This window comes from Selenomonas bovis DSM 23594 (assembly GCF_000381005.1).
GTDB classification, from domain to species: domain Bacteria; phylum Bacillota; class Negativicutes; order Selenomonadales; family Selenomonadaceae; genus Selenomonas_C; species Selenomonas_C bovis.
Map to the genome: position 1 here is coordinate 1 of NZ_KB908402.1, position 25937 is coordinate 25937.

The window sequence follows — 25937 nt, forward strand, 5'->3', positions numbered from 1 at the left end:
ATATCTATATTTTACGCCTGTTGCCAAGGATTTTTAAGTCCTTGGCAACATTTTTTTGCAAACTAAAAGGGGCTGCTACACGTTGTTGATACGTGCAACAGCCCCTTTTCATTCGATCTGTCAGGCGACGCTTTTCGATTTGCGCGGCGCGCGCAGGTGAGGCCTTTGCCGCCAGCGCCTCAGCCGAAGAATTTCCAGAGTAGGAAAAGCAAGACGGCGATGGCCGCGAGGGCTGCAATCCAGCCGAGGTTCGTAAGCTTCGCCAAATCGTTGCGCCGTTCTTTTTCCTCTTTCACTTGCAGGGAACGCTGCATGGTGTTATAGAGATGCTTGACGCGCTCCTGCCGCTCGTCGAACGGCTGCTTTTTTCTTTGCTCTTTTGTCTGATCCATTTGTTATACCTCATTTCACTCCTATATAGATATCTGCTGGGCGGGCGGTACCCCCATACCGCTGTGCCGCCAGCATATGCCGCCGCAGGATTGTTGCTCTCTCGGCGTGCCGTGTCAGCGTTTTCCTGCGGAAGCGGTGGTCGCTTTTGTTCCTATAGGGCGCAGCACATCGTGTCGCTGTGCCTCCTCAGTGAGGTGCGTTCCTGCTGATCAGTAGGACTGCAAGATCTATCAGGAACAAAGAGAACCTAAGTCCTATTGTCTAGTATAGAAGAACATGGTTTTGAACCTATGAGAAAAAAATGGGAAAAAAGAAAACCTTCCTTCTTTCACAGAGAAAAAAGGAAGGTTTTCGTGTGTTTCAGATGCTTTAGATGCTTTCGAGTTTGACGGTCACCTGGGGGGAGTTGAGATGCGGGAGATCCGGGTTGTTGGCGTTGTTCTTCGTGAGGAAGGGGCCGGCCTCGACGTCGTAGTTCTGGTTGTCGATGATGACGCGCTGGCCGACGATATTGGCGTAGATGTGGTCATAGGAGTCGAGCCATACCGTGCCCTCCGGCGCGTAGATGATGCCGCGGAACTTCGAGTAATTGTGCATGTGGATGTTGCCGTGGAGCGAGATGATGACAGCGTAGTTGTCGTGCGTCTGCCCATCGCCGTCGACGTCTTGGTACTTCTCGTTCATATCCCAGGCATGCAGCTTGTCGCCCGTGGTCGTCTTCTCCATATTGAGCTCGACGTCGCCGTTGACGATGATCACGCGGAATCGCTCCTGATCTTCCGTGAGGCCCGCCGAGTGCTTGTCCTTGTAGATGTCGTTGCTGTTGCACTGGACGCCGAGCGGATTGAGATCCTGCCCCCAGCGCAGGTTGCCGTTATAGTTCGTCAGACCTCCTGCGATGAACTGGTATTTCTGCGTCGCGGGCGTCGTATCGTCGCAGTACCAGCCCTTCTGCTCCGCCGCCGCGAGATTCGACGCGGAGAGCGCCTTGACCTTCTGGTAGAACGCATAGAGATCGCTCGTTATGGGATTTTGGGGCGAAAACGAGATATCGATGGGCGGGTCGTTGACGCGCGTATTGTATTTCGAGTTCTTCGGCCCGGTCGCCGTGCCCTGCGGGTTCGCGAACATATCCTGCGGATCGTAGAGACTGCTCGTATCGATGCGCGAGATGCCGTCCTCGTTGATGCCGTTCGCGCCGTTCATCTGGAAATTGTACTCGCCGCCCTCGTTGTTGTTGAGGCCGATGCGGCCGTTGCTGCCGATGTTGCCAGCGATCTTGTAGGGATTGTGCGGCTTGCCCTTGAAGTTGACGGAGGCCTCCTCCGGATTGTTCGCGGGCTGCGTTTTTTTCCCATCTTTCGTCGTCGTCGCCGCGCCGAACACCGTATAGTCGAAATAGCCGCTGCCGCTGCCTGTGGCAGCGAGGCGCGCGCGCGCAGCCGCGCTCACGTTCATGACCGAGAGATTCTTCACGCCGAGCAGATTGCCGACCGCGCCGAGGAAGATCATCGGCACGCGCTGGCGCAGATAGACATCGACGTGGTCGCCCTCGATCTGTGTCTCGACGTTGACCGTATCATTATCCGCCGGCACGGTGCTGCCCTTCGCGATGGTCTTCTTGAGATTCTTCTGCGTGAAACTGAGCACGCGGTTCTCCGTCGGCGTGATCTGCCGGTGTGTGTCGGCATACGTATGACCGCCCGCGAGCGCGGAGGCGTCCGCGGCGTTCTGCAGCGAGGATTTCACGAGATAGGCGTTGCCGATATCGACGGTGAGGCCCGTCAGAGCGAGGATCATCGGCAGCGCGACCGCCGTGAGCATCAGCACGGCGGCGCGCTCGCCGCGCAGCGGCGCAAGGAATTTCCGGAAGAAGCCGTTCACTTTTCACATCCCCCTTGTCGAAAGACAGAAATCATTCGGTGCTGACTTTTTAGGGAAATCATAACAGTTCGCTTTTCAGAAAACAATCATTTGCTAGTAAAAAGGTAGTAAATCCATAAACTGGAATGCGATACAAAAAAATAATATAGGAACCGCTGAATAAAGACGCGCTGATGAAATGAAGTGCTCCGGATTTGCGTGGATGCGCGGTATCTCTCCAGGAGACCGCTGCGGGAAAGCGAAGCAGCTCCCTTTCCAAGCGGCGGAAAAGATTTTGCAGGTACGTCGCGCCCGCAATTAATTAGTTGCAAAGAAAAATAAAAAATGATATATTTTTCCACATAAACACGATATTTATGATATAATCGACTATATCGATATGAACAAAAAGAGGAGGAACATCTAATGGATCAGCAAATGCTCATCGGCAACGCGAAGGATGTCGAATATCAGGCAGAGGTAGCCGATGATTACATGACATATATGAAGACGGTCATCGCTTTCGCCAACGGCGGCGGCGGACGCATGGTGTTCGGCGTGTCTGCGGACGGCAGAGAGGCGGTCGGCATCCCGCGCGAGAGCGTATTCGAAAAGATGGACACCATCTCGAAGCGCATCCACGAGAGCTGCGAGCCAGCCATCGAGCCGAATATGATGATCCAGTCGGTCGACGGCAAGGCGGTCATCCTCATGGACATCCCCGCTGGCACGAAGGGACCGTATTTTCTGAAAAATGAGAACGCGCTCCTCGGCACGTACATCCGCGAGGAACACGTGACGAAGCCGGCCGGCATCGAGATGCTCAAGAAACTCATCATCGGCGGCAAGGAAGTCGCGTTCGACCAGCAGAGACTGCCGGATGTCGTGCTGCAGGACGACGAGATCCAGCACCTCTGCGACCAGATGCAGGACGTGGCGCTGCGCCGCGCGCTCACGCCGGAGCAGAAGCGCGCCGTGAACCCCATCACGAAGGAAACGCTGAAGGAATGGAACATCATCGACGAGGAGGACGGCAAGACCTACGCGACCAACGCCTATGCGCTGCTCACGAACCAGTGCAACCTCCCGCCGATCATCCAGTGCGCCGTGTTCAAGACGGAGAACCGTTCCATCTTCCTCGACCGCCGCGAGATCCGCGGTACGGTGCAGTCGCAGATGGAGCAGGCGTTCCAGTATGTCCTCGAGAAGATCAACATGGGCGCGACGTTCGACGGCGCGTACCGTGAGGACGTCTATGAGCTGCCGCCCGACAGCCTGCGCGAGCTCATCGCGAACGCGATCGTGCACAGGAGCTACACCGAGGCGGAGTCCATCCAGATCGCGATCTTCCACGACCGCGTCGAGATCACCTCGCCGGGCGCGCTCCTGCGCGGCGTCACCATCAACAAGATGAAAAAGGGCTGCTCCAAGGTGCGCAACCGTTCCCTCGCGCAGGCCTTCGCCTATATGAACCTCATCGAGAAATGGGGCAGCGGCATCCCGCGCATCCTGCAGGAATGCAAGGCATACGGCCTCGAGGAGCCGGAGATCATCGATTTCAACGGCGACGTGCGCGTCAACCTCTACCGCCGCAAGGCAGCGGAGCACCCGGCCGAGGAAAAAGCGCCCCAGGCCGCGCAGGAAAGCGCGCCGGCAGCTGCACCGCAGCCAGCACCGCAGCCAGCGCCGGAGCCAGCGCCGCAGCCGGCACCAGAGCCGGCACCACAGCCGACGCCGCAGCCGGCGCCAGAGCCGAGCTATCAGGCAAAGCCGGAGCCGCAGCGCCCGTCGTGGCAGCCTGCCCCGCAGGAAGAACGGCCCGCCTACGCACGGGAGAGCGCGCCGCAAAATGACGGCCTCCGCCCCTTCCCCTCGCAGCTCGTCGGCGACGACAGCCGCCGCTGGAACCCCTCGAGCACGACCCTCTCGAACGCGACCAGCCCGAAGAAACGCATGCTCCAGCCGAGCAAGAAGTGACAGGCGCTCCAGCCGCATAAAAATACCGCGCGATGCCGCGCGGTATTTTTATGTGAAAACGGCGTTATTGTCGGTTGTGAAAAGCATAAGAACCTGTTACAATTATCTTTAGGTTAGAAATAAAGAGAAAAAGAGAAGCCTAGCAACAAGGGATAGAACGAGAGGTGCACAAGCAGTATGAAAAAAGTCATCATCATCGGCGCGGGGCCGGCAGGACTCACGGCGGCGTACGCATTGCAGAAGGAATCAGACATCCAGCCCATCATCCTCGAGGCGGATGAGGTCGTCGGCGGCCTTTCCCGCACGGTGAATTTCGGCGGAAACCGCATGGACATCGGCGGCCATCGCTTCTTCACGAAATGTCCGGAGGTGCAGGCGCTCTGGGAGGAGATCCTACCCTACGCCTCGGCGCCTGCGTTCGATGACCGTCTGCTTGAAAGAGAGACTGAGACGCGCGCGGACGGCGTCGATCCGGAGACGGCGGACGCGGTGTTTCTGAACCGCCAGCGCATCTCGCGCATCCTCTACCTGCACAAGTTCTTCGACTATCCCGTCTCCCTGAGCCTCTCGACCATCCGCAATCTCGGTTTTGCGCGCATGTGCGGCATCGGGGCGTCGTATTTTGCCTCCTGCGTCCACAAGCGCGAGGAAAAGACGCTCGAGGACTTCATGGTGAACAGGTTCGGGCGGCGGCTCTACGAGACGTTCTTCGAGGGCTACACGGAGAAGGTCTGGGGCCGCTCGCCGCGGCGCATCGGTGCGGACTGGGGCAGCCAGCGCATCAAGGGCATCTCGCTCGGTGCGGTGCTAGCGGATTTCTTCTCCCGCGCGCTGCATCTCCATCCAAAGAAGGTCGAGACCTCGCTCATCGAGCGCTTTTCCTATCCGAAGCACGGTCCCGGCCAGTTCTATGAGTGCCTCGCGGCGGAAGTCAAGCGCCGGGGCGGCGAGATCCGCTTCGGCTGCCGCGTTGAGCAGCTCATAGGCGGCGCGGACGGCTGCATCAAGGAGGTCGTCTACCGCGCGCCAGACGGCAGTCGGCAGCGCCTTGCGGCGGATGCCGTGCTCTCGAGCATGCCGGTGAAAGATCTCTGCGCGGCGCTGCCGGAGGACTGGCTCAGTGCTGAGGTGCGCGAGACGGCCGCCGCGCTCCCCTACCGCGATTTCATGACGGCGGGACTGCTCGTCGACCGCCTCGAGCTCGTGAACGAGACGGTGCACAAGACGCTTGGCAACATCGTGCCCGACTGCTGGATCTACGTCCAGGAGCCGGAGGTGAAGCTTGGGCGGCTGCAGATCTTCAACAACTGGTCGCCCTACCTCGTGCGCGATCCGCTGCATACGGTCTGGATCGGGCTCGAGTATTTCTGTCAGGAGGGCGACGCGCTCTGGTCGATGGACGATGCCGCGTTCCTTCGCTTTGCCGAGGAAGAGCTCACGCGCATCGGCGTCATCCGTCCCGGCGCCGTGCGTGAGGGGCATGTCGTACGTATGCAGAAGGCGTACCCCGCCTACTATGGCAGCTACCGCGACTTTCCCGCCGTGCGCGCGGCGCTCGACCGCGTGCCGAATCTCTACTGCATCGGCCGCAACGGCCAGCACCGCTACAACAATATGGATCACTCCATGCTCACGGGCCTGCGCGCGGCCGAGCTCCTGCGCGCGGGCAGCGAGGATAAGACGGCGCTCTGGGAGGTCAATACGGAGCAGGCGTATCAGGAGACGCAGGAGGCGGCGGAATGAGGACAGTCTATGCGACACTCGGCCTCGTTTTCGTCCTGCTCATGCTCAATTTCGGCAACGGTGTGAACAGCGATGCTTGGTTCCTGCTGAATCATGGGCGCTATGTCGCCTCGTTCGGCATCCCGCATGTCGAGCCGTTCACGCTGCACGAGGGCTTTCACTTCGTCATGCAGCAATGGCTGTTCGCCTGGCTGCTCTGGCAGATTTACGCGCACGCGGGCAGCTGGGGCCTCGTGGCCTTCTCCTGGGCAGCGGGTGCGGCGATTCTCTTCGCCTACTGCCGCCTCCAGATCCTCGTGAGCGCCGGAAATAGGAAACTCGCTTGCCTGCTCACGGGCCTCGTCGGCCTGCCCATCTGCCTGCTCTTCGCCAGCCAGCGACCACAGGTTGCTTCAGCGCTCATCTTCCTCGCGGAAATCTATCTGTTCGAGCAGTATAGGGCGCGGCCGACGCGCGCGCAGAGGTATTCCTGCCCGCGCTGAACCATCAGAAGAACGTGCTGAAGGAGTGGGAGGATGTCTGTTCAGGGCGCATCGACTACCATGCGCTGCAGCAGAGGTATCGGCTCACACATTTCGTCGTGACGGAGGGCGATATTCTCTACACTTACCTCGCTCTCGATCCGGATTACGTGCTGCTCTGGGACAGTGAGACAGACGATGCCATCCCGGAGGATATGAAGAAAGCGGAGAAGAAGCTCCGTATTTACGCCTATCGCCCGGCGGAAAACTCCTCTGCGGCGCCGCGGGACTGAGACGCCCCACGCGGGAGCGGTGATGTGTTTTCGATAATCTACAAGGAGCGTGCCATCAGATATGACGGATATGACAGCAAGGATGAAGCAGATGGGGAAAACCTGTGGATATTATTTACTGATGGTCAGCGGCTGCTTTTTCGGCAGCTTCATACTGAGCTGTGATGTGTATTATTTCATCCCGAGCGGTGCTTATATCGAACAGTACGGCCTCCCGCACGAGCTGATGTTCTCCGTGCATGCGGGGGAGCACTTCCACTACATCATGCAGCAGTGGCTCTTCGCGCTCTGGAACTGGAAGGTGTACCAAGCGTTCGGCCTCTACGGCATCCTCTTCTGCGGCTATCTGACGAAGATCGTGCTGCTGCTGCTCTTGCACCGCCTGCTGCTGCACGCTTCCGGCGGGCGGCGGGGGCTGGCCTTTGCCGAGACGTTCTTCGCGGGGTTCTTCGTGCTGATGATGAACATCGGACGCCCCTATATGCTGACCTGCGGCTTCCTTCTCATCGAGCTGCTCTTCCTGCAGCAGCTCCGCGCGCATCCGGAGCGGCGGCGCTATGGCTATCTCCTGTTCCCGCTCCTCTCCGTGCTGGAGATCAACCTGCACGCCGCGATGTGGCCGATGCTGCTTGTCTTCCTGCTGCCTTATTTCTTCGAGAGCACGCTGGGGCGGCTGGCGTTCTTCTCCTCGCGCTTTGACAGCACGCGGGCGATCCCCTGGCGGACACTCGCCGTCTATGCCGCGCTCATCTTCGTCGTTGCACTGCTCAATCCGTACGGGCTCGAGATGCTTGGCTACGGCATCAGCAACAGCGGCACGCCGAGCCTGCGCTACATCTCAACGGAGATGCAGCCGCTCGCCGTGAGGGCGCCCTTCCTGGTTGTTCTGATTCCCTTGTTTACGGTTTATATGATTTGGAAGTGGCTCCGTTGGCATTTCGAGTTACCGCTGCTGCTGCTCGTGCTTGGGACAGGTTTCATGGCGATGATAGCAGAGCGTTCTCTGTACCTGTTTTTCCCCTGCGTCATGCTCGCGCTTGCCCGTCTGGGCTGCAGGGAGTTCCCTTTCTCCTGTTCCCCGCGGCAGAAACGACGTATGCTGTGTGTTGGCACGGCTGCCATGTCGCTTTTATTGCTTGCTAATTTCATCCTTTTACCGAAAAACGTCATCCCGGCAGAGTGGAGCGCGGGCCTGCAGGCCATGCGGGAGGACGCGGCCGCGCAGGGCAGAGACATCGGCAATGTCTATGCCGTGAGGGACATCGGCAGCTATCTGACCTTCGCGCAGATACCGGTTTATCATTATTCCTGTGATGAGGCCTTTACCGGGAAGATGAACCGGCGCAAGGATATCCTTGCGGAGTACCATGCCGTCCAAGAGCAGCAACTGCCCTATGAGGAATTCCTCCGGCGGTATGATTTTCACTATTTATTTGTGAAAAATGATGATTATCTCTATGATGCACTGGCGTCGGACGAGGATTATACGCTGCTTTACGAGTATGATGCTCCGCAGTTTGCGTGCAGCCTCCGCGTTTACCGTGCCAATCTATGAAATGACAGGAGAATCAAGATATGAAACATTCCCAGGCAATCTTGATCTTGGCGTTCGTTGCCATCATGGCCTTTGTGGGGAACCGCGTGAATAACGACGTTTGGTTCCTCCTCGGCAGCGGTCGTTATCTGGAGGCGTTCGGCATCCCGCACATCGAGCCGTTCACGCTGCACGAGGGGTTCCATTTCGTCATGCAGCAGTGGCTCTTCGCGCTCGGTCTCTGGCAGCTTTACGGCATCGGCGGCGTCTATGGCCTAGTCGCCTTTTCCTGGGTGGCGGGCGCTTTGCTCCTGCTGCTCTACTACCGTCTGCAGCTGCGCGTGACGGGCGGGAACGAGAGTGTCTCCTCTCTGCTCACGGCGGTGGTGCTGGTCTTTGCTGGCTGGATCTTCATCACCCAGCGGCCGCAGATGGCATCCTCCCTCATCTTCCTCGTCGAGATCTGCCTGCTCGAGCGGCAGCGCGCGCGGATGGCGCGCACGCTGCCTGTGGTCTTTTTCGTGCTCTCGGTGCTGCTCATCAACCTGCACGCGGCGATGTGGCCGATGCTGCTCGTGTTCCTCCTGCCCTATCTCTTGGAGTCGCTCGTAGGCGGACGGTTCCGCTGGTGTCGGCAAGACTTCCGCTGGCCGCCGCACGAGCTGCTGCTGCTCCTCTGCGTCAGCTTCCTCGCGGGCCTCTGCAATCCCTATGGGCTCGAGGCGATGGTCTATGCGGCGCACGGCTACGGCAGCGCGGAGATCAACGCGCTTGTCGGTGAGATGACACCGCTTTCCCTGAAAAATCTCTATGTGGGCCTGCCGTTCGTCCTCGTCCTGGTGGCGCTGGGACTCTATGCCCGCAGGGCGGCGCCGCTGCGCTATCAGCTGCTCGCGCTCGGTACGGGCCTGATGGCGCTCCTGTCGTACCGCAGCTTTTTCCTCTTCCTGCTCTTCGGCACGCTCGGCATCGGCTATATATTCCGCGATTGGCGGGAGGCGCCTGGCACCTGCACCTGGCCGCAGCTGCGCCGGCGGGGACTGCTGCTCTTTTTCCTGGTCGCAGTCATGGATCTCGTGGTGTTCCTCCTCGCGCGGGAGACGGCCGGCGCTGCGCGGCAGGAGGCGTTCTTCCTCCTCGTAGCGCTCGCTCTCCTGGGCGTGCTCGCCTGCGCGTACCGGCTCTATCGCGGGCGCGCGCGGGCGGAGATCCTCGCGTCCGGCGAGATGCGTCTCACGGCGGCCCTCCTCGCCCTCTTCCTGCTGCCGCTGCTCGCGCTGCGGTGGCAGCCGCCGCACATGGTCGACCGCTCGATCGCGCGGAGCGCCGAGCTGCTGCTCGCGGCGCGGCAGCCGTCGGAGATCCGCCTCTATACGGGCTACGACGACGGCGACTACATGGAGTATTGCGGCATCCCCTGCTATCTCGACGCGCGCGCCGAGGTCTTCCTGCCGCAGCTCAATCATCAGAAGAACGTCCTGCGGGAGTATATTGACCTCCGTTACGGCCTCCTCGACTACCGGGAGTTCCAGCGCCGCTACAGCTTCACGCACTTCCTGACGACCGACGATGAGCTCCTCTACACCTACCTCGCCGCTGACCCCGACTACGTATTGCTCTACGACTCCGCAGAGGACGACAGCCTCTCCGAGGCGGAGCAGCAGGAGGAAAAGCATGTGCGCCTCTACGCATATCGTCCGGAGGTGCAATGATAGCAAACTCAACGCACAAACGTCCACTTCGTGGACATTGTGCGCCCGCCCTTACAGTAAATCCATCCAATCGCGCTGCGCCTGCGGCTTGCGTTCTTGGGGATTTACATAGCAAACCGCCCTTACGGCCTGACGAGCCGTAAGGGCGGTTTTGATTTCGCGCGCATCGCGAACGCACCTCGAACGCACTTTTACGCACCTAAACGCACATGTGTATAATTTTATTTTAATGCACATGTGTGTTAAAATGCGTAAAAAGGAGTAAAAATGAAAAAGAGGCTGCCGCACGCAAGCTTTTTCTACAATATCTAGGAGATGAGTAATATCCTTCATCTATATATTGTAGGAAAATCGCTTCGTGCGGCAGTCTCTTGCTTTGTTTCTCACAGGATCGGCGCTTGTTGCCGCGGCGGTGAAAGGCTGTGCGAGCATACGCCGCGGGTAGCCTCATTGCTCTGCTCTCTCTCAGATGAGCGCGAGCACGAGCGTCGCGACGGTGAAATACGGGCCGTAGGCGAACATCTCGCCGCGCTTGCGGCGCTTCGTCACGAGCAGGAGGAGCGCGGCGATGCCGCCTAAAATCATGCCAGTGCAGGCGACGGTGAGGAGCTGGTCGGTGCCGAGCCAGAGGCCGAGCGCCGCGATGAGCTTGATGTCGCCGCCGCCGATGCCTCCGCGCGTTGCGACCGCGAGGACGAGGAAGACGGCGAAGCCCGCGGCGCTCGCGATCAGATGATCCGGGATATCGCGGCCGAGCAGCGGCAGGGAGACGAGCGCCGCGGCCGCGAACGGCACGAGCATCCGGTCGAAGATCACCTGCTGCTCGAAGTCCGTCAGTGTGTAGACCAGCAGGAAGAACTCAAAAAATAGGAGGAAGGCGAGATGGACGGCGTCCGCAGCCCGCATCGTCAGCACGGTATAGCAGAAGAGCAGGCTGAGCAGCCCGCAGAGCAGACGTGCGTGGCGCTGCTGCTGCCGGGGAACCTGGTCGGGGAAACTCATGATGTCAGGATTCGCCGCATAGAGACCGTTCACCCAGCGCGCCCCTAGCACACCTGCGAGCAGGGCGGACGCCTCGGCTGCCAAAAGGGAAAAGATCATAGAATACACCTCCGTTTCTCAGTATAATATAAGCCGCTGGGGATGACAAATGACAGAAAATGGCGGGAGCTGCGAAGGGGAAATGGAATATCGCTAGAAAAAAAGAAAAAAGAATGAGAACGGAGGAATCACGCGCAATTCCTTTATCTATTTCTAAAAATAAGTTCAAAGAAAAAGAAAACAATCGCAATAAAAAACAAGAATAGAAAGAAAAACATCTTTTTTCCTTCCTTTTTGCCGGATGTCACATGGAATGGAAGATTTCACCAGGGAAAATAACCTATCCGCAGTATGAAAAAAGGACTTAGTATTTAATTTTGAAAAAAGGATGAAAAAAATATTCCATTCCGAACGCAAAAATGCTATACTCAATAACGAGCATTACGATAAAGTAATAATCCCAATTATTAGAATCATTTTTATAGGAACCACTGATGAAATAAGGTGCTCCGGATTTACGTGGATGCGCTGTACTCTCTAGGAGATAAACCGCAGGCGTAGCCGAAGCTACGCTGAGGTTTGTCGACGACGAGAGGACAGTGCAGACGCGTGAAGACGGAGTGCCGAATTCATCAGTGATTCCTAAAACATGAACGCGACGCATCATGCTTCGTTCATAGGAGGAGTAGCCATGGCGAAAAACCCATTCGGAGGGCTGAGCGCAGCTCTCTCAAAACTCTCCTACCGGCAGTGGCTCTTGATTGCTGGTATGGTCAGTATGTTCCTTGGAGCGGCGGTCTTTGTTTCCCTGACGAACAATGCGTCAGAGTCAAAGCCGACCAATACGGCGCAGCGCGTCAAGGTCGTCGTGGCAAAGCAGGATATCCCGCAGCGGGCGCTCGTGAAGGAGTCGATGCTCCAGGTGGTCGAGATGCCGGCGGATGTGCTGCCGGCGGGCGCGGTCACGGATATGGTGAACGTCATCGACCGTCCCGCGAGCGTTCCCATCCAGCAGGGCGACGTCATCACGGACAAGAAGGTGCTCGTCGATCCGCGCATGGCGGGCTTCACGGGCATGATCCCGGACAACTGCCGCGCGATGTCCATCGGCATCTCTGATGTGACAGGCGTCGCGGGCTTCGCGAAGCCCGGCGACTACGTCGATGTCATGATCATCTCGAAGGGCAAGGACAAGGTGTCCGGCGAGATCCTCTTGCAGAACGTCATGCTGCTCGGCATCAACAAGACCGGCGGCACGGGCGCAGAAGCTCCCAAGAGCCAGCCGAAAAACGACAATGATAGCAACAAGGATCAGGACAAGAAGCAGGATGCCAAGGCGCAGGACAACAGCCAGGTCAAGGCCAGCGGCGACACGATGGCGACCGCCACGCTCGCGCTGACGCCGGAGGACGCGCTGAAGCTCGCTGTCGCTTCGCAGAACGGCACGATCTACCTCGTGCTTCGTCCGTTCCATCCGAAGGATATCTTCACGGTCAACACAGATTTCTTCAAGCTGCTCGATGGCGGTGCGGCGGCACCCGCGGCAGCGCCCGCGGCGGCAGCAGCGCCTGCAGCAGCCCCGACGCCGTTCTCGCGTCCGGCGGCCCCGGCCCCGGCGAGCGCCGCGGCTCCGGCCCCCGCGCCTGCAGCGTCGCAGGTCGGCAGCGGCATCGAGATTATTCGCGGAACGAGTTCCAAGTGGGAGTGAAGCAAATGTTCAGTATCCATCATAAATATTGCGTCGCCCTCGGCGCCGCTGTCATCGCTGCCGTGAGCCAGGCACCTGCCTACGCCTACGTACAGCCCATCTATCTCGAGATGAACCAGTCCTACTACCTGCCGCAGGGCAGCGCGATCAAGCGTGTCGCGGTCACGAACCCGGAGATTGCGGATGTCGCGGTCGTCGACAAGCGGGCGCTCAACGTCATCGGCAAGAAGACCGGCTCTACGAGCCTCACCGTCTGGACGGCCGACGGCATGCGGCAGGATTTCCGCATCTGTGTGAGCGGCGTCGACTCGGGCCTCGCTGAGACCATCCGCAAGGCCATCGGCCTGCCGAAGGTCAAGGTCGAGGTCGTGGGCGGCAAGGTGCTGCTGACGGGTACGGTGCAGAACCAGAAGGAAAAGACGCTCGCCTACCGCGTCGCCTCGCTCTATGCGGGCGGCAACGGAACGGAGGACAAGGCACAGAAACGCAATCTGCTCGCCGAAGACGCAGAGGTCAATGATAGCATTGACGGTGATGACAAGGTCATCAACCTGCTCGAGATGATCAATCCGGATCAGATCAACATCGAAGCAGAGATCATCGAGATCAACGCGAACGATGCCAAGCAGATCGGCATCGAGTACGGTGCTGACAGCTCGGTGGGGACACCAGGCACCTGGTACGCGAATAAGGACGGCAGAGATATCACGAGGTATCGCTATGACAAGGATGGCAATTTTAAAAGTGATACAATGCACAGCAATCTCATGCGCTATGCGGGCAGCCATTGGTACACGCGCAACTGGCTCTACACGCATTTCTCGGATATCAATGCGAAAATCCACACCCTTGTCGAGCAGGGACATGCGCGTGTGATTTCTCGTCCGAATATCACGACGATGAGCAGTAGGTCAGCCGGCATCAACATCGGTGGGGAGATTCCTTATCCGCAGGTTGATAAAAATGGCAATGTGACTGTGAAGTATGAACCATATGGTATCTTCCTCAATTTGATCAATCCGGAAGTGGATTCTTCTGGCAACGTCACAAGCCGCCTTTTCGCAGAAGTGAGCCGTCTCGATAGAGCGAATGGTGTGGCAGTCAATGGTTCTGTGTGGCCTGCCAAGGCAACGCGGAAAGCCGAGACGATGGTCAATATTCCTTCCGGCATGACAATGGTTATTGGCGGCTTGCTCGATTCGGACGATGCCAAGGCGATTACAAAGATTCCGATTCTCGGTGACATTCCGATTCTCGGCGAACTGTTCAAATACCATAACGACAGCAAGCAGAAATCCGAGATCATGATCCTCATCACGCCGCGTGTCGTCAATGAGACGACGCCGGTCGCGATGTCGCAGAAAATGAAGGATGCCTACGCGGAGGACAAGCAGGAGCAGGCGAAACTGCCGAAGGTCGATGTCAACGACCCGGATCTGAAGTCCTCGAAGCAGGAGAAGAAGGAAAAGAAAGCCAAGGAAGCGGCCGCGCAGAAGGAAAAAGAGCGCCGGGCTGAGGCCCAGGCGGCCAAAGACCGCGCGAACGCGGAAAAGGCGGCCAAAGCCTCCAAGGATAAGAAGAGCGCGGCCGCGAAGGAGAAGAAGGACACTCTCCTCAATAAACACCTCGATCACAGCGTCCTCAAGGATGGCAAGGCGAAATAATCTCGCCATCCCGTGATCATAGGCGTCAGGGGGCGCTGCCAGAGTGCGGCGCGCAAGAAAGGAGCATGTCATGTCATCGGCAGAACAGGAAACCATCAACGGTGTCGTGATTTCCTTTTTCAGTACGGCCTCCTCGGTCGGCAAGACGCTCATCGGCATCAATATGGCGGCTGAGCTCGCCCGTCAGGGCGCGCGCGTCGTCCTCGTTGACTACGACCTGCAGTTCGGCGATGTCTGCAACTATCTGCAGCTCGAGCCGGAGCAGACGCTCATGGATGCCCAGCGCAGCATCCAGCTCACGGGCAGCTCGTTCGATGTGCGCGAATGCCTGACGCCCTACTCCTGCCGCAATATCATGTTTGCCGTGCTCGCCGCGCCGCGCAAGCTCGAGGAGGCTTACAATATCGAGACGAGCGTCGCGCAGAAGGTCATCGAGCACCTACAGGGATTGTTCGACTATGTCATCGTCGATACGACCTCGATGTTCAGCGAGCTGAACCTCATGCTGCTCGACATCTCGACCATCGTGACGTATCTCGGCGTCGTCGATTTCCTGCCGACCATCAAGAACATGAAGATCGGCAGCGATACGCTCCGCACGCTCGGCTATGACAGTGAGAAGATCCGCCTCGTGCTGAACCGCAGCAACGCCAAGACGCGCATCAGCAGCGAGGATGTGCAGAAGCTCCTCAAGCAGGAGTTCTACTACGTCCTGCCCAACGACTTCCAGGCGGCGAGCCAGTCCATCATCGACGGCAAGCCGCTCGTGCTCGAGCATCAGGACATCGCTCTCTCCGATGCCATCCGCGGTCTGGTAGGACTCTACAGCAACCGTTCGCTGGGCGGCGTGGAGGAACCGGCGAGACGGGAACATAAGTCGTCCTTGCTTGGGAGACTTTTCGGCTGATTGTTTTTGGAAGCTGAAAAAAATTTTACAAAACCCTTATTCCTTTTGATAAATCTAACGATATACTTAGTGAGAGGAGGTAAGTCCTATGGGCTTCCGTGTGTTGCTCGTCGAGCCGGACAGGCTCATGCTGGAGCAGCTCTCGATGACCATCAGCAAGACGCCGGGGTTCGAGCTGGTCGCGCGCTATCAGGCAGCGAGCGACGCGCTCGGACAGGGCACGGTGTTCAAGCCGAACATCATCCTCCTCGGCGCCGACGGGCAGAAGGCGCCGGAGCTCATCCGGGACTTCCGTCGGCTCTATCCGGACGTCTCCATCATCTGCATGGGCGAGCAATGGCGCGCGGACTCCGCCGCGCATCTCGTGCAGGCAGGGGCGCGCGGCTACATCGTCAAGCCGTTCACGAGCGACGAGCTCAAGAATGCCGTCGAGGCGTTCGCGAAGAGCGGCATGGTCGTCGGCGGTGAGACGTACACGTTCTTCAGTCCGAAGGGCAAGAGCGGCAAGACGACGCTCATCGCGAACCTCGCGATGGAGCTCGCGCGCCGGTCGCGGGCGAAGGTCGGCATCATCGACGCTGACCTGCAGTTCGGCGACATGGCGGTGTTCTTCAGTCTGTCGCCGACCTCGACCATCGTCGAGGCGGCGCGGGACGCGGAGTTCCTCTCGCCGGTCACGCTCGCGCCGTATTTCATGCCGGTGACGGAGAACGTGCATGTCCTCTGCGGCACGCGCGCGCCGAACCTCATCGACCGCGTGAGCATCGCGAGCCTCGAGCGCATCATCCGCATCGCCCAGAGCCTCTATCAGTATCTGCTCATCGATGTGCCGCCGGCGTTCAACCCGACGTCCATCGCGGCGTCGGAGCTCTCGACGACGACGATCCTCGTCGCGATGATCAACGGCGGCTACGAGATCGAGCACATGCGCGAGGCGCTCGAGATCTTCAAGGACTGGCCGGACTATGAGGACCGCGTCAAGGCGGTGTTCACGCGCGTGACGCCCTGCGATCGTGCGAGCCAGGAGGAGATCGGCCGTGCGCTGGGGTTCCCCGTGGCAGGCATCATCCCCAACGCCTATGAGGAGGTCTCGACCGCCGCGGACAGCGGGATGATGGCCGTCGATATCGAGGCGTCGAGCCCGTTCGCGCAGAGCGTGAGCAAGCTCGTCTCGAAGATTATGGGACGTCATTCTAGTGGATGGAGGAGTGTATGAACGCATTACTCGCCGTTTTGACGGTTGCACTGACATTCCTTGTGCTCTCCTCCTTCATCATGATGCAGGCGCGCCGCAAGCAGAACCTGCAGAAGCGCATGGAGTATTTCTCCGAGCAGAAGGCGCGCAGGGAGCTTTTCCAAGGAAGGAAAAAGCAGAAAGGTCCGACGCCAAAGGAGAAGATCCTTCGCCTCGTGCGCAGCATCGCCTCCAAGATGCCGGAGCTCAAGTCGGAGGGATACTTCGCGGATCTCATGGAGCAGGCCGATTGGCCGCTGCTCGGCCGGGAGTTCCCCGTCCTGCTCTTCCTTGGCAGCGCGCTGCTCGCGCTCATCGTGCTCGCGGTCACGTTCAAGTTGCTCTCGGCGGTCATCGCGTTCGTATTCGGCATCGTTGGTGGCATGCTCTATCTCAACATGCACATCCAGCGCCGCCAGAAGGCGTTCACGAACCAGCTCGGCGACATGCTCGAGATGATGGCGAACGCGCTGCACTCAGGCTTCAGCTTCCTGCAGGCGTTCGAGCTCATCGCGCGCGAGATGGATGACCCCATCGGCCATGAGGCGGAGAAGACGCTCCACGAGATCAATGTCGGCGCGTCGCTCGAGGATGCGCTCACGCACATGCAGCATCGCGTCGGCAGCCCGGACTTCGAGCTTGTCGTCACGGCGGTGCTCATCCAGCGCCAGGTCGGCGGCAACCTCGCCGACATCCTCAACACGATCAGCGACACGATCCAGGAGCGCATCCGCATGCGGCGCGAGGTGCTCGCGCTCACGGCGCAGGGGCGTATGTCGGGCGTCATCATGGCGCTGCTCCCCGTAGCGTTGGCGGGCTTCATCACGATGGTCAGTCCCGGGTATATCATGCCGCTCTTTACGGAGACAGCGGGCAGGATTGCGATCGGGGTAGCCGTTGTCATGGAGATCATGGGCTATCTGGTCATCAAGAAGATTGTCGATATCAAGGTTTGAAGCATGGAGGGAATGACATGGAAGGCAGATACCTTTATCTTCGGTGTCTCCTGTCGCAGCAGAAGGCGCAGGGTATGGTAGAGTATGCACTCATCGTCGCCCTCACGGTCGGAATTCTCATCGTTATCTCGGTGACGAACCCGCAACTCCAGCAATCCATTGTCGATATCTTTGCCCGTGCGGCGGAGAAAGTCGATACGCTCGCTGCAGGTACCTGAAGCAGAGCGGTTCCATCGGTGTTACTCTCTTCGGAGATTGACATACATAGAATCTTTTAAGTTTACAGGTTTTATTCACAGGAGGTATTTGTTATGATTGAGATCATCAACTATCTGAAGGCACGTTATCTGTCCGAGAAGGCACAGGGCATGGTCGAGTACGCGCTCATCGTCGCGCTCGTCGTCGGCATCGCGGTTGTCGCATTCAACGGCGGCCTCAAGAACTCCGTTTCGAGTGCGTTCGGTCATGCATCGACGGCCATTGAAAGTGTCTCCCAGGGTAACTAATTCTACGAGTGTTGTCTCAAAAGGCTGCCATGAATCTCTCAGGGGCTTCATGGCAGCCTATTTTCTAGGAGGGGGGGTTCTATGCTGCGCAGGGGGCAGAGAGGACAGAGTATGGTCGAGTTCGGCATCGTCATACCATTTTTCCTCGTTTTCATCATGGGCATTGCCTATTTCGGCGCTGCCATCAGCGACTATATCGCGCTCAACAACATGGCGCGCAGCTGCGCGCGCGAGGCGTCGATCGGCGGGCCATCGACCTACCGACAACTGGAGAACAAGTATTTATCCCAGGATCTGACGGCCGGTCTCTATGAGTGGGGCCCGCAGGCATATAGCGAAGGCCTGGCATATATCCATGTGGATAAAGACATATCGGAGGCGACGACGGGCAACCACGGTAATGTCGTGGTCACGCTCAAATCCAAGATTGATATGAGCAGAGAAAATGCCGCAACTATTTTCAAGCGTCTGCTCATCCGGTGGGCGGGAGCATCTCCGAAGGTTCTGAATCTCGATGTTACCTATACGATGTACAGCGAGTACGATTTATCACAGGAAAAGAAGTCGTAGCCGGCATGCAGGCAGAGAGGCCGCGGCTGTGTCTGGTAGTTTCTGATATCCCTGTCCGCAGCAAGTAAAAGAGGGCGGACAGGGCAGGTGGTTCCGTGCAGAGACGGAGGAGAGTGAAAGCAGATGTCGTTACTGACGCGCCTGGGGCGCAAGGAAGGGTCGAACCAGCAGGTTCATATATTCGAGACGGAGCAGGAGAAAGAAGATACAGATGCTTCCTATCTGAAAGTCAAGCAGCGGATCCATCAGCGCATCATCGAGGAGATGCAGCCGGATGAGCAGCAGATCCTCGCGAGTGTGAATCCCGACCCGCGGCAGGTCGAGCTCATCATCGATCATTACTGCGAGAAGGTACTCGAGGAGGATCCGTTCGCCATCCCGCGCAGTGATCGCCACAAGATCGTCGCGGATATCCGCGACGAGATGCTCGGCCTCGGGCCCATCGAGTCGCTGCGTCAGGACGGCAGCATCACAGAGATCATGGTCAACGGGCCGAAGCAGGTCTTCGTCGAGCGCATGGGCAAGCTCGAGCTCACGGATGTGAAGTTCCACGACAACGCGCATCTGATGAACATCGTCGAGCGCATCCTCACACCGCTCGGCCGCCGCATCGACGAGGCGTCGCCGCTCGTGGACGCGCGACTCAAGGACGGCTCCCGTGTCAACATCATCATCCCGCCGCTCTCGCTCGTCGGGCCGGCGCTCACGATTCGAAAGTTCAGCCAGACGCCGCTGACGGTCGAGAACCTCATCTCGTTCGGCACGCTCGACGAGAAGATGGCGCAGTTCCTGCGCGCGTGCGTCAAGGCGCGCATCAACATCCTCGTCTCCGGCGGTACTGGCTCCGGTAAGACGACGACGCTCAACGTCATCTCGTCGTTCATCCCCGAGAGCGAGCGTATCGTCACCATCGAGGACGCGGCCGAGCTGAAGCTCCAGCAGACGCATGTCGTGACACTCGAGTCGCGTCCCGCGAACATCGAGGGCAAGGGCCAGATCACGATCCGCGACCTCGTGAAGAACGCCCTGCGCATGCGTCCTGACCGCATCATCGTCGGCGAGGTCCGCGGCGGCGAGGCGCTCGACATGCTGCAGGCCATGAACACCGGTCATGACGGCTCGCTCACGACGGCCCATGCCAACAGCCCGCGCGACGCGCTCTCCCGTCTTGAGACGATGGTGCTCATGAGCGGCTTCGAGTTGCCCGTGCGCGCCATTCGCGAGCAGATCTCGTCGGCCATCGACCTCATCATCCAGCAGTCGCGTATCCGCGACGGCAGCCGCAAGATCACCTATGTCACCGAGGTGCAGCACATGGAGGACGCGACAATCACGACGCAGGACATCTTCCACTACGTGCAGACGGGCTTTGACGAGAACGGCAAGGCGAAAGGCCATTTCGAGGGCACGGGGCTCAAGCCGAGCTTCATCGACAAGTTCGAGCTCAACGGCGTCGAGCTGCCGGATGATTTCTTTGATGTTTCCCAGGCAGGAGGGGATTACTGATGCTGATTTTCCTATTTACTATTTCGCTGATCGTCGTCACGTTCCTCGTGCTCTACGGGCTCCTGCAAAGCAAGGTGCGCTCGGAGACCGAGGTGCAGAGCCGCATCAAGAAGATCGACGCGATCACTGCCATGCCGCGCAAGGGCCGGGAAAAGACGGAGGCGGAAAAGGCCGCGCTGCGCGGACGCTCGCTCGAGGAGATGACGTTCTCCGAGCGCGTGATCCAGCCGCTCATGGAGAAATTCGGCCAGTTCCTCGGCCAGTTCGCGCCGGCGGGCATGGCGAAATCCCTCGAACACCGCATCGTGCTCGCGGGCAAGCAGCGCGAATGGTCCGTGGGGCAGCTCTTCGCCGCGATTTTCTTCGGCGCGGTGGCGATGTGCGTGCTCTCATGGCTCTATCTCCAGGCCGCGGACTTCTCTGCGGTGCAGAAAGTCGCCATCGTCCTGCTCGGTACGTTCATCGGCGGCTATGCGCCCATCTCCGTGACGAAGATCATGGCGACGAAGCGCCAGCAGGCCATCCAGTCGCAGCTGCCGGAGATGCTCGACCTGCTCTGCGTCAGCGTGCAGGCGGGCCTCTCGTTCGACAGCTCGCTGCGGAAGATCATCGGCCGCATGCATGGCCCGCTCATCGACGAATGCCGCCATTTCCAGGAGGATGTGCGCATGGGCATGGTGCGCCGCACCGCGCTCAAGAACCTCGCCCAGCGCTGCGAGGTGCAGGAGGTCTCGCTGTTCGTGGCGGCGCTCGTCCAGTCGGAGCGCCTCGGCACGAGCATGGCGAACACGCTGAAGAGCCAGGCGGACAACATGCGCGACCGTCGCCGCCAGCACGTCAAGGCCGAGGCGATGAAGGCCCCGGTCAAGATCATCTTCCCGCTCGTATTCTTCATCTTCCCGTCGCTCTTCATCGTGACGCTCGTGCCGTCCGCCCTGTCCCTGATGAAGAACCTCGGACATTGAGCCGGAGGAGATGAGCAAATGGAGAACGGTACCCTGCCGCGGCAGACGCTGACAGCGCCGCCCGCGGGGACGAGCGACGCCCCGCGGGCAACAGGTGAGACGCCGCAGGTGACAGGCGAGGCGCCGCAGGCAGAGCGGGGCAAGACCATGCGCCTGCTGCGGACGGCGCGGGGCGATATCATCCGCGCCGAGGTCGCGGACTCCTTCCTGCGCCGCTTCTGCGGCCTCATGCTGCGGCGCGCGCTGCCCGCGGACGGCGGTCTGCTCCTCGCGCCCTGCGCGAGCATCCACATGTGCTTCATGCGCTTCGCCATCGACGCCGTCTATCTCGACGACGACTGCCGCATCCTGAAGATCGCGCCGCACCTCCTGCCGTGGCTCGGCCTCTCCTGCTGCCGCGGCGCCTGGGGCTGCCTGGAGCTCCCCGCCGGCGCCGCCGCGCGCCTCGGCCTCGCCGTCGGCGAGCGGCTCTCGGCGGACGCGTGACAGCGCAGACGGCCTGCTGGGCCTGAGTAAGAAAACAAGAGAGCGCCCTCCAGTGGTCTGATCACTGGAGGGCGCTCTCTTGCTTTGCTGCGCGCGCTCACCTGGTCTGGCGAAAGTGCAGCGCAGACGCGTGAAGACGGAGTGCTGAAGAATCAGTGGTTCCTTAGAGCAGCTTGATTTCGTAGTCCGAGGAAGCGCCGCCGGTGGCAGCGGAGCCGCTGCTGCCGTCGAAATCCTCGTAGAAGAAGTGGCCGCGATCGTTGCGCAGGTCGAGGCCGCTCGCAATCATCGAGCCGTAGAAGTTGCCGCCACCCGCGTTGCAGAGAATCTTCGGGGAGTTCGGCGCATAGATGATGCCGCGGAAGGTATGGCCATGCATGTTGAAATGGATCTCGCCCTTTCCGTTGTAGCAGACGACGAGCGGACGCACGTTATCCGAGTTCACGTTGATGTTGACGACGCCGGTGCTGTCATCAATGTTGAGATAGACGGGATCATTTGGGTGCGTGTCGCTGCCCGGCAGACGGTTGACGGAGAGGTTGACGTTCGGCTCCTTGATATAGATGGCCGTGGACGTATTCTGGTCGAAGATCGCCTCGCTGGAGTCCGGGTTCTGACCGTTCGTGTAGCGGACCTGTGTCATGGCCGTCACCTGGCGGTGCAGCGCGTCCATATCGTACGCGGTGTAGTTTGCCTGGTGGCCATAGCCGTTGGCCTCCGCCTCCGTCACAGAGCAGTTCTCATCCGCGGCCTGCTTCGTGAAGAAGTATTTGAGATTCGCGTTCTGCGAGCTGTACTGTATGCCATTCGGCGGGAAATAGCTGGGGTTCGCGATGGGCGTATAATCCGGGGCGCCGGAGGTGACGCCGTCCGTGTAGGCGATATCGCCGTCAAAGGTAGAGGAAATCTGCCCCTTGATGTTCATGTTGTCCGGATTGTTGATGGAGTTGACCTCTTCCATGCCGTCCTTGAACACGAACAAATGCTTGCTGGTCGCCGTCTTGCCCTTGCCGATGATGGCCGCCGTGCTCGCAGCGCCGACGCTGCGCGTCTTGTCAGCGATGAAGACGCGCAGGAAATAGAGCGGAACGTCCTCGGTGAGAGAGACTTTGTACTTGAGCTGGGCGGCGGATGCCTCCGGCACATCGTAGCCTCTGCTGGCGACATCCTTCCCGAGGTTGTCGTCGACGTAGCCGTCGGCCACGTTATCGGCGGCGCTGTGATTCGCCTTGACGCCCTGCACCGTTGTGCGGTGGGCGATGAGGTCGTCGCGGATGTCCGCAGCGCCCGCGAGGGCGGCGGCGTCAGCGGCGTTCTGGAGGCGTGACTGCGTGAGGTAGAGATTGCCGACGTCGACGGCGAGGCCGGTCACGCCGATCACGAACGGCAGCAGGAGTCCCGTCAGCAGGAGGACAGAGCCTCTCTGTCGCAGGAAACCACGAAAAAACGATAACATAACAGTATCCCCTTTCAATTGTAATTCCACTTCATATTATTTAAATTTTATATTTGTATTATAGCATAAAACAAAAGAAATATAATTATATTCCTAAAGAAATTACAAAAAATCAATTACGCAGCGCGATGATTTTCGTCTGGGCAGGGGGGATTTTTCAGCGTATGGAATAATTTTCTATTTTTTCATCACGCTTGTTTTTTTTTGAGATTATTATATAATAACTTTGGAGAAGTGTGCAGAGTATCGTGAAGATGCTGGTGTAACGACTGGTGTTTCATCATTTTTTATTTTCTGGAAACGAGGGAGTTCTATGTTTAGTCTGCATTCGTATTATCAACAGGATATCCAGTGCATGAACCTGATGCCGCTGCCATGGGAGCGTTTGCGCGGCAAGCGCATCCTGCTGGCGGGGGCGACGGGGCTCATCGGCACGTTCCTCGTCGATACGCTGTTTTCGATCAATAGCATCCGTCAGCTCGGCATGACGGTGTATGCGGTGGGGCGCGATGAGGATACGGCGCGGCAGCGGTTCGATGATATCTGGGAGGATCCTCGTTTCTCGTTCTATCCGTGGGACGTGACGCAGCCGGCGGCGTTTCCGGAGCCGGTGGATCTCGTGATCCATGCGGCCTGCGATACGCAGCCGATGAGGATCCTGGAGCATCCGGTGGAGACGATGATGTCGAACATCTACGGCACGGAGAATCTCCTGGAGGTGGCGCATGACTGCGGTGCGAAGCGGTTCATGTTCATTTCCTCGGGGAGTATCTACGGGGAGCCGTGGCGGGCGGATGACTGCGTGGATGAGAAATATTACGGGAGTCTCAACTGCAATACGGTGTGCGCGGCGTACGCGGAGAGCAAGCGCGCGGGCGAGACGCTCTGCAAGTCGTGGCGGTCGCAATACGGACTGGATGTGGTGATCGCGCGGCTCGCGCATGTCTATGGGCCGACGATGCGTCAGGATGATACGAAGCCGCTCTCGCAGATGATCCTTGACTGCGCGAAGCAGCAGGACATCGTGCTGCATGAGGAGGGCGACCGCCATGTATCCTGCTGCTATGTGGCGGATGCCGTGATGGGGATCCTGCATGTGCTGCTCGCCGGCAAGAACGGCTCGGCGTATAATATCGCGGGCAGCTCTGGCAAGCTCCGCACGCTCAAGGATATCGCGGAGTTCCTCGCGGATTATGCGGGGACGAAGGTCATCTATGATCTGCCGGATCGCGAGGCGCAGATCGGCCAGTTCCTCGAGAAGATGGCGAATCGCCAGGTGGCTTTCGATGTGCCGGAGAAGAAGGCGCGCCTCGGCAATGTGCTCTATACGAACGCGAAGCTCGACACGCACAAGCTGCAGGGCCTGGGCTGGCAGCGGCGGACCGAGCTGGCCACCGGGCTCAAGCGGACGGTCAGCACGCTGCAGGAGGGCGGCCTCATCGTGGAGGAGAGCGATGAGGATGTGCGCAACGCGTCGCTGGAGGCGGCGAAAGAGGCGGCGGCGTCCCTGCGCGAGCGTCACAAGACGGTGCGGCGGGATAGCGGCGGCCTCAAAGGGCTTTTGCGCCGGATGCGCTGAGCGCTGCCGCGGCTTGATTGCGATCAACAGGGGCGATGCACGCGTCTGGGGACGTCTGTGCGCCTGCCCTTAGAGGATTTCCAGCCAATCGCGTTGCGCCTGCGGCTTGCGCTCTTGGGGATTTACATAGTAAACTCAACGCACAAGCGTCCACTTCGTGGACATTGTGCGCCCGTCCTTGCAGTAAATCCAGCCAATCGCGCTGCGCCTGCGGCTTGCGCTCTTGGGGATTTACATAGCAAAAGACTGCTGCACGCAAGCGTGCTCCCTGAGGAGATCGCTGGGTGCAGCAGTCTTTTTTGCTGGTGCGTGGGCGCCGTCAGGCTGCTCTACAGGCGTCTGCGCGCAGCTGCCGCTTTCAGGCGAGGCGGGCGGCGAGCTTTTCTTTCGGCAGGAGCGTCGTGAGGCCCATGATGGTGAGGATCTGCTTGAGCGCGACGTGCGGCTCCTGCGTGTTCTTGACGATGAAGTCCGTCTCCTTGTAGGCCTCGTATTCCTTGTTGCTCTCCGCGTACTCGAGCTGGTATTTGATGGTGTCGTTGTCGCAGCCCTTCTTGAGCATGCGCGAGACGAGGGTGACGTAGTCCGTCATGAGGAAGATGGTGACGAGGCTGCCCTTGAGGAGGTGGTTGAGCTGCGCGATGGCGCCCGCGTCGAGCAGGATGAGGCTCGTGGGATGGAGCTTGAGGGCGGCGAGGATGTCGTCCTTCTTGATGCCGTAGTAGTCGCCCTGGTAGGCGACGCGCACCATGAACTGCTGCCGGAAGAACTCGTCCTGGCTGAGCGTCCGGAAGATGCCGGGCGGATATTCGCCCTTGCGCGGTTCCCTGGTCGTGTAGGTCGGTACATAGTGAATGCCCATCGAGATGAGCTGCATGGCTAGTGTGCTCTTTCCTGAGGCGTAGGGGCCGACGAGGGCGTAGATCTTGTTTACCATCTGTTTTCTCCTGTCACTTCGGGCGCGCGCAAAACGTCCATGAAGTGGACGTTTGTGCGTTGAGTTTGCTGCGGCCTCTGCGCCGCGCCATATCATGTGAGACGCCAGCGGGAAAGCCTGGTTGTCCAGCGCAGCTTTCACTCGCAGCAGCGTCCTCGTTCGTTGCGTTCTCTTTTGATTTTAGCACAAATGGCATGTATTTAGGAAGTGTGGAATGGAGGAATCAGCGCTTCCTTAGAAAGTGTTTCGCGGCTTTCTGCCGCGGAGGGCTGTGCGCGGGCAACAAAAAAGAGAGCTACCGAACGCTCTCCTTTTTTGCCTCTATACCTCTGCCTCCAACAACATACGAGATGTTGTTGTTCTCCCATGACTATATTACAACAACTGGCGCTTTTATGCAAGGGGGAGGGGGAGGATTCCTGGTTCGCGGGAAGGATTTTCCAAAA

24 protein-coding genes are annotated in these 25937 nt (G+C 59.1%); 19 read left to right on the forward strand and 5 right to left on the reverse strand.

The features are described from left to right. Window positions 1-179: 179 nt before the first annotated feature. Both F599_RS0109995 and F599_RS0110000 read right to left on the reverse strand, forming a co-directional pair. Window positions 180-392 (reverse strand): hypothetical protein, encoded by a 213-nt coding sequence (locus F599_RS0109995; RefSeq protein ID WP_019543394.1) that lies wholly within the window; start codon window positions 390-392, stop codon window positions 180-182. Window positions 393-762: 370 nt separating this feature from the next. Then, window positions 763-2277 (reverse strand): pilus assembly protein TadG-related protein, encoded by a 1515-nt coding sequence (locus tag F599_RS0110000; protein WP_019543395.1) that lies wholly within the window; start codon window positions 2275-2277, stop codon window positions 763-765. 405 nt (window positions 2278-2682) lie between these two features. On the opposite strand from F599_RS0110000, the gene F599_RS14105 reads away from it, so the two are divergent. From F599_RS14105 to F599_RS0110030, 6 genes are all read left to right on the forward strand, one after another. Beyond that, entirely contained in the window at window positions 2683-4233 is a 1551-nt protein-coding gene (locus F599_RS14105) for an ATP-binding protein (RefSeq protein WP_051081688.1), read from the forward strand. Between the two features lie 177 nt (window positions 4234-4410). Next, complete coding sequence (locus tag F599_RS0110010) at window positions 4411-5976, forward strand: NAD(P)/FAD-dependent oxidoreductase (RefSeq protein ID WP_019543396.1); 1566 nt, start codon at window positions 4411-4413, stop codon at window positions 5974-5976. After that, window positions 5973-6458, forward strand: coding sequence for a hypothetical protein (locus F599_RS0110015; RefSeq protein ID WP_019543397.1), 486 nt, complete (start codon window positions 5973-5975; stop codon window positions 6456-6458). Before F599_RS0110010 ends, F599_RS0110015 begins: the two co-directional genes overlap by 4 nt. Window positions 6459-6472: 14 nt before the next feature. Beyond that, entirely contained in the window at window positions 6473-6730 is a 258-nt protein-coding gene (locus F599_RS0110020; protein ID WP_019543398.1) for a hypothetical protein, read from the forward strand. Window positions 6731-6821: 91 nt separating this feature from the next. Next, a complete protein-coding gene (locus F599_RS0110025; RefSeq protein ID WP_156022001.1) occupies window positions 6822-8285 on the forward strand; it encodes a hypothetical protein in 1464 nt (487 codons plus the stop codon). A gap of 20 nt (window positions 8286-8305) precedes the next feature. Continuing rightward, entirely contained in the window at window positions 8306-9976 is a 1671-nt protein-coding gene (locus tag F599_RS0110030; protein ID WP_019543400.1) for a hypothetical protein, read from the forward strand. Between the two features lie 465 nt (window positions 9977-10441). On the opposite strand, the gene F599_RS0110035 is transcribed toward F599_RS0110030, so the two are convergent. Next, entirely contained in the window at window positions 10442-11077 is a 636-nt protein-coding gene (locus F599_RS0110035; RefSeq protein WP_019543401.1) for a prepilin peptidase, read from the reverse strand. A gap of 59 nt (window positions 11078-11136) precedes the next feature. Here F599_RS0110035 and F599_RS15760 point away from each other — a divergent pair, with 59 nt between their 5' ends. From F599_RS15760 to F599_RS0110090, 12 genes are all read left to right on the forward strand, one after another. Beyond that, complete coding sequence (locus tag F599_RS15760) at window positions 11137-11283, forward strand: hypothetical protein (protein ID WP_169337823.1); 147 nt, start codon at window positions 11137-11139, stop codon at window positions 11281-11283. A gap of 425 nt (window positions 11284-11708) precedes the next feature. Next, window positions 11709-12725, forward strand: a complete 1017-nt coding sequence (cpaB, locus tag F599_RS0110040; protein ID WP_019543402.1) for a Flp pilus assembly protein CpaB — start codon at window positions 11709-11711, stop codon at window positions 12723-12725. A gap of 5 nt (window positions 12726-12730) precedes the next feature. Continuing rightward, window positions 12731-14389 carry a type II and III secretion system protein family protein gene (locus F599_RS14115; RefSeq protein ID WP_019543403.1) on the forward strand — a complete coding sequence of 553 codons (1659 nt, stop codon included), beginning with the start codon at window positions 12731-12733 and terminating at the stop codon, window positions 14387-14389. Between the two features lie 70 nt (window positions 14390-14459). After that, entirely contained in the window at window positions 14460-15296 is an 837-nt protein-coding gene (locus F599_RS0110050) for a CpaE/TadZ family protein (protein ID WP_019543404.1), read from the forward strand. Window positions 15297-15384: 88 nt separating this feature from the next. After that, window positions 15385-16512, forward strand: coding sequence for a CpaE/TadZ family protein (locus tag F599_RS0110055; RefSeq protein ID WP_019543405.1), 1128 nt, complete (start codon window positions 15385-15387; stop codon window positions 16510-16512). Beyond that, entirely contained in the window at window positions 16509-17486 is a 978-nt protein-coding gene (locus F599_RS0110060; protein ID WP_019543406.1) for a type II secretion system F family protein, read from the forward strand. Before F599_RS0110055 ends, F599_RS0110060 begins: the two co-directional genes overlap by 4 nt. Before the next feature lie 74 nt (window positions 17487-17560). Next, complete coding sequence (locus F599_RS0110065) at window positions 17561-17704, forward strand: Z-ring associated ZapG family protein (RefSeq protein WP_156022002.1); 144 nt, start codon at window positions 17561-17563, stop codon at window positions 17702-17704. Window positions 17705-17797: 93 nt separating this feature from the next. Then, complete coding sequence (locus F599_RS15880) at window positions 17798-17992, forward strand: Flp family type IVb pilin (RefSeq protein ID WP_019543408.1); 195 nt, start codon at window positions 17798-17800, stop codon at window positions 17990-17992. A gap of 81 nt (window positions 17993-18073) precedes the next feature. Then, entirely contained in the window at window positions 18074-18562 is a 489-nt protein-coding gene (locus F599_RS14885) for a TadE/TadG family type IV pilus assembly protein (protein ID WP_019543409.1), read from the forward strand. Window positions 18563-18685: 123 nt separating this feature from the next. Further along, window positions 18686-20068 carry a TadA family conjugal transfer-associated ATPase gene (locus tag F599_RS0110080; protein ID WP_019543410.1) on the forward strand — a complete coding sequence of 461 codons (1383 nt, stop codon included), beginning with the start codon at window positions 18686-18688 and terminating at the stop codon, window positions 20066-20068. Continuing rightward, window positions 20068-21033, forward strand: coding sequence for a type II secretion system F family protein (locus F599_RS0110085; RefSeq protein ID WP_019543411.1), 966 nt, complete (start codon window positions 20068-20070; stop codon window positions 21031-21033). Before F599_RS0110080 ends, F599_RS0110085 begins: the two co-directional genes overlap by 1 nt. A gap of 18 nt (window positions 21034-21051) precedes the next feature. Continuing rightward, window positions 21052-21519 (forward strand): DUF192 domain-containing protein, encoded by a 468-nt coding sequence (locus F599_RS0110090; RefSeq protein ID WP_019543412.1) that lies wholly within the window; start codon window positions 21052-21054, stop codon window positions 21517-21519. A gap of 163 nt (window positions 21520-21682) precedes the next feature. Here the strand turns inward: F599_RS0110090 and F599_RS0110095 are convergent, their stop codons facing one another. Then, window positions 21683-22975: a pilus assembly protein TadG-related protein gene (locus F599_RS0110095; protein ID WP_019543413.1), complete on the reverse strand. Its 1293-nt coding sequence runs from the start codon at window positions 22973-22975 to the stop codon at window positions 21683-21685. Between the two features lie 313 nt (window positions 22976-23288). Between F599_RS0110095 and F599_RS14125 the strand changes: the two genes are divergently transcribed. Then, window positions 23289-24554 carry an NAD-dependent epimerase/dehydratase family protein gene (locus F599_RS14125; RefSeq protein ID WP_081626374.1) on the forward strand — a complete coding sequence of 422 codons (1266 nt, stop codon included), beginning with the start codon at window positions 23289-23291 and terminating at the stop codon, window positions 24552-24554. 358 nt (window positions 24555-24912) lie between these two features. Here F599_RS14125 and F599_RS0110105 read toward each other — a convergent pair whose 3' ends face one another. Further along, window positions 24913-25491, reverse strand: coding sequence for a hypothetical protein (locus F599_RS0110105; RefSeq protein WP_019543415.1), 579 nt, complete (start codon window positions 25489-25491; stop codon window positions 24913-24915). Window positions 25492-25937 lie beyond the last annotated feature (446 nt).